Source organism: Streptomyces sp. NPDC054842 (assembly GCF_053611025.1).
Window position 1 is genome coordinate 1 of the sequence record NZ_JBSGZN010000099.1, and the last position, 4,524, is coordinate 4,524.

4 protein-coding genes are annotated in these 4,524 nt (G+C 73.3%); all 4 read left to right on the plus strand.

Annotation, left to right across the window (positions count from 1 at the left end; all coding sequences use genetic code 11):
- The first annotated feature begins 94 nt into the window (after positions 1–94).
- Positions 95–1,174, plus strand: a complete 1,080-nt coding sequence (locus ACWGIS_RS36190; protein ID WP_453366765.1) for an LLM class flavin-dependent oxidoreductase — start codon at positions 95–97, stop codon at positions 1,172–1,174.
- On the plus strand, positions 1,171–2,481 hold the full coding sequence (locus ACWGIS_RS36195; RefSeq protein ID WP_453366766.1) for an NtaA/DmoA family FMN-dependent monooxygenase: 1,311 nt from the start codon (positions 1,171–1,173) through the stop codon (positions 2,479–2,481). Before ACWGIS_RS36190 ends, ACWGIS_RS36195 begins: the two co-directional genes overlap by 4 nt.
- Before the next feature lie 4 nt (positions 2,482–2,485).
- A complete protein-coding gene (locus ACWGIS_RS36200; RefSeq protein ID WP_453366767.1) occupies positions 2,486–3,280 on the plus strand; it encodes a DUF1684 domain-containing protein in 795 nt (264 codons plus the stop codon).
- Positions 3,281–3,505: 225 nt separating this feature from the next.
- Positions 3,506–4,408, plus strand: coding sequence for a S1 family peptidase (locus ACWGIS_RS36205; protein ID WP_453366768.1), 903 nt, complete (start codon positions 3,506–3,508; stop codon positions 4,406–4,408).
- Positions 4,409–4,524: the final 116 nt, after the last annotated feature.

Sequence of the window (4,524 nt, forward strand, 5' to 3'; positions counted from 1 at the left end):
CCGCGCGGCGCCCGCCCCCCCTCCCCCCTCCCCCCGCGCCCGTTCCCCGGCCCGCCCCGGGGGCCGGCTGCCCCCACCAGAAAGACCCGACCACATGACCGCACCGAACGGCCGGGGGCTCCTGCACCTGGCCGCCGCCATCGACCAGGAGGCGGCCCACGACGCCGGCCCCCCGGTGGAACTGGCCCGGCTCGCGGAGCGCGGTGCCCTCGACTTCGTGACCCTCGGCGACACCTTCGCGCGCCCCGGGCCCGACGCGCTCGCCGTCCTGTCCCGCGTCGCGCCCGCCACCACCCGGATCGGCCTGGTGCCGACCGTGACGACCACGCACACCGAGCCCTTCCACGTCCAGGCGGCCGTGGCGACCCTCGACTGGGTCAGCCGCGGCCGGGCGGGCTGGCGCATCGACGTCTCGACGACCGAGGGCGAGGCCCGGCTGTTCGGGCGCCTCCACGCCGCCCCCGCCGAAGCGCTGTGGCAGGAGGCCGACGAGGTCGCCGACGTGGCCGCCCGGCTCTGGGACAGCTGGGAGGACGACGCCGAGATACGCGACGAGGCGACCGGCCGCTTCATCGACCGGGACAAGCTGCACTACGTCGACTTCAGGGGGACCTCCTTCTCCGTGAAGGGCCCCTCGATCGTGCCGCGGCCCCCGCAGGGCCACCCCGTCCGGGTCGTCGACGCCACCGAGGGCCACGCCCGGCGGGTCGCGGCACGCCACGCCGACGTCGCGGTCGTGCGCGCCGTGGACGCCGCCCAGGCCCGTGCCGTACGCGCCGAACTGCGGGACGCGGCGGCCCGGTCCGGACGCGACCCCGACGCGCTGCGCGTCCTCGCCGGCCTGAGCGTCGACCTCGGGGACGGCGAGCACGCGGCGGACCGGGGCCACGGCGGCGGCGGACCCCGGCAGAGTGCGCAGGGCCCGCTGTACCGCGGCGGCCCCGTGGACCTCGCCGAGCTGATCGCCGACTGGCACGGGGCCGGGGCCGCCGACGGCTTCCACCTCATGCCCGTCGAGCCGCGCCGCGACCTGGAGCGGCTGGTGAACGGGACGGTCGCGCTGCTCCAGCACCGCGGCCTGTTCCGCACCTTCTATCCGGGCAGCACGCTCAGGGAGCACCTGGGCCTCGCGCGGCCCGCGAACCGCTACGCCCTGGCAGGGGGAGTGTCATGACCGTCCGTCCGTCCGCGCGCCGACAGATCCACCTGGCGGCCCACTTCCCGGGCGTCAACAACACGACCGTGTGGGCCGATCCGCGGTCGAGGTCGCAGATCGACTTCAGCTCCTTCGAACACCTCGCACGCACCGCCGAACGCGGCCTGTTCGACTTCTTCTTCCTCGCCGAGGGGCTGCGGCTGCGCGAGCACAAGGAGCGCATCCACGATCTCGACGTCGTGGGCCGGCCCGAGTCGCTCACCGTCCTGAACGCCCTCGCCGGTGTCACCGAGCGCCTCGGACTCGCCGCGACGGTCAACGCCACCTTCAACGAGCCGTACGAACTCGCCCGCAGGCTCGCCACGCTGGACCACCTGAGCGGCGGCCGGGCCGCCTGGAACGTGGTCACCTCCTCCGACGCCTTCACCGGCGAGAACTTCCGGCGCGGCGGCTACCTCGACCGGGCCGAGCGGTACACGCGGGCCGCCGAGTTCGTCGCGACGGCACGGGAGCTGTGGGACTCCTGGACCCCGGACGGCGTGCCGCGCCCGTTCGCCCACCGGGGCCGGCACTTCGACATCGCCGGCGAGTTCACCGCGCCGCGCTCCCCGCAGGGCCACCCCGTCGTCATCCAGGCCGGGGACTCACCGGAGGGACGCGAGTTCGCCGCCTCGGCCGCCGACGTCGTCTTCACCCGGCACGGCACGCCGGAGGCCGGCCGCGCGTTCTACGCCGACGTGAAGGGGCGGCTCGCGGGGTACGGGCGCGCCCCCGAAGACCTGAAGATCATGCCCGGTGTCACGGTCGTGCTCGGCGACACGGCCGCCGAGGCCCAGGAGAAGGCGGCCGGAATCCGCCGTCAGCAGGTCTCACCGCAGAACGCGATCCTCGCGCTGGAGCAGATCTGGGGCGTCGACCTGTCCTCCTACGACCCGGACGGGCCGTTGCCCGACACCGACCCGGTGCCGGACTCCGGGCTCACCCAGGGCAGGACACGGCTCGGCGACCCCTTCGCCGTCGCGGCGGCATGGCGCGCCCTGTCGCGGGAGAAGGGGCTGTCCATCCGGGAGACCGTGATCGAGGCGACCGGCCGGCAGTCCTTCATCGGCACCCCGGAGGCGGTCGCCGCCGATCTGGACGAGTTCGTGCAGACCGGCGCCGCCGACGGTTTCATCCTCGTCCCGCATCTCACCCCCGGCGGGCTCGACGAGTTCGTGGACCGGGTCGTCCCGCTGCTCCAGGAGCGGGGGGCGTTCCGTACCGAATACGGCGGGACGACGCTGCGCTCGCACCTCGGGTTGCCGGATCCGGTATGGAAAGGTTGATCACATGACGACGGACGCACCCCAGGACTGGAAGCACTGGCACGAGCAGCGCGCCGAGACGGTGGCCGCGCCCTACGGCCCGCTCTCCCTCACCGGCACGCACTGGATCGAGGACTATCCGGAGGGTCGACTTCCGGACATCCCCGGGCGCTGGGTGGCCGAGGACGACGCGGTCGTGCTGACGGCCGGGAACGAGGACGGTCTGACCCTCGACGGCGAGCCCTTCAGCGGGGAGATCCGGCTGGTCGCCGACTCGGGACCGGCCGCCTCGGCCCGGGTCGGGTACGGGGAGCGCCGGCTCGTCGTCCTGGTCCGCGAAGGCGTCTGGGGGGTGCGCGACTTCGACCCGGCGGCCCCCGCGCGGCGGGCCTTCCAGGGCATCGACGCCACCCCGTACGACGCGCGCTGGTCGGTGCCGGGGCACTTCACGCCGTACGGCGAGAGCCGCACCGTACGGGTCGAGAACGTGGACGGGCGCTCCCGCGGACTGGGACTCGGCGGGGTGCTGGCCTTCACCCTCGACGGGCAGGACCTGACCCTCCAGGTGTCGGTCGAAGGCGACGGCTCGCTCTGGGCCGTCTTCGCCGACACCACCAGCGGGAACAGCAGCTACCGCTTCCGCTTCCTGCGCCCGGCGGCGCCCGACGCCGAGGGCTCCACGACGGTGGACTTCAACCGTTCGCTGCTGCCCCCCTGCGCCTTCGCCGACCACTTCGTCTGCCCCTTCCCGCCGCCCGGGAACACCCTGGGCACGGCGATCGAGGCGGGGGAGCGCAGGCTGCTCAAAACCCGCCCGTAAGGCGGCGGACGGAGGGAACGTCCGTGATCAACACCCGTGGGATGAGCGCAAGTTGAACGCTGCACGGCCGAAAGGCGCCCTTGCGCCGGTCGGCCGTGCGGCCGAATACTCCCCCTCAGCGCTTGTCAGGGGCACGTCTTGTTCGGAATCCGGACAGATCCCTGGCTGCGCCTCACGGGCCCCGACCCCACGCGGGCCCCCGACTTCCCTTCGGAGGAACGACACGTGAGGATCAAGCGCACCACCCCCCGTAGCGGCATATCGAGACGGACTCGGCTGATCGCCGTGAGCACCGGACTCGTGGCCGCCGCAGCGTTCGCGGTCCCCAACGCGAGCGCGTCCGACGTGCACACCTTCAGCGCCACCCAGCTGAGCAAGGTGAACAAGTCGGTGCTCGAATCCGACATCGCGGGCACCGCCTGGGCTGTCGACCAGAAGACCAACCGCGTCGTCGTCACCGTCGACAGCACGGTGTCGAAGGCCGAGATCGCGCAGATCAAGCGGGACGCCGGCGGCAACGCCGACGCCCTCACCATCAAGCGCACCCCGGGCAAGTTCAACAAGCTGATCTCCGGCGGCGACGCCATCTATGCGAGTAGCTGGCGCTGCTCGCTGGGCTTCAACGTCCAGGACAACAGCGGGAACTACTACTTCCTGACCGCCGGTCACTGCACCGACGGCGCGGGCACCTGGTACTCGAACTCCGGGCGCACCACCACGCTCGGCACCACGACGGGCTCCAGCTTCCCGACGAACGACTACGGCATCGTCCGGTACACCAACTCGTCGGTCACCAAGTCCGGCGCGGTGGGCAGCCAGGACATCACCAGGGCCGCCACCCCGACCGTCGGCACCACCGTCTACCGCCGCGGCTCCACGACCGGCACGCACAGCGGCCGGGTCACCGCGCTCAACGCGACGGTCAACTACGGCGGCGGCGACGTCGTCTACGGCATGATCCAGACCACGGTCTGCGCCGAGCCCGGCGACTCCGGCGGCCCGCTGTACGGCGGCACCACCGCCTACGGTCTGACCTCCGGCGGCAGCGGCAACTGCTCCTCCGGCGGCACGACCTTCTTCCAGCCGGTCACCGAGGCCCTGAGCGCCTACGGGGTCCACGTCTACTAGACCGGCCCGCGTCACGGAGACCGGCGCGCCCCACAGCGACGGTCGCACCCGCGGCCACAGGCGAGCCCCCGCACGCAACCGGCGGGCGGGGGCACGCCCGTGTCCGGCCGCGGGGT

What these genes read in the sequence shown, in the direction of transcription:
- ACWGIS_RS36190 (WP_453366765.1), top strand. Translation starts at nt 95, where the DNA reads ATGACCGCACCGAACGGCCGGGGGCTCCTGCACCTGGCCGCCGCCATC.
- ACWGIS_RS36200 (WP_453366767.1), top strand. Translation starts at nt 2,486, where the DNA reads ATGACGACGGACGCACCCCAGGACTGGAAGCACTGGCACGAGCAGCGC.
- ACWGIS_RS36195 (WP_453366766.1), top strand. Translation starts at nt 1,171, where the DNA reads ATGACCGTCCGTCCGTCCGCGCGCCGACAGATCCACCTGGCGGCCCAC.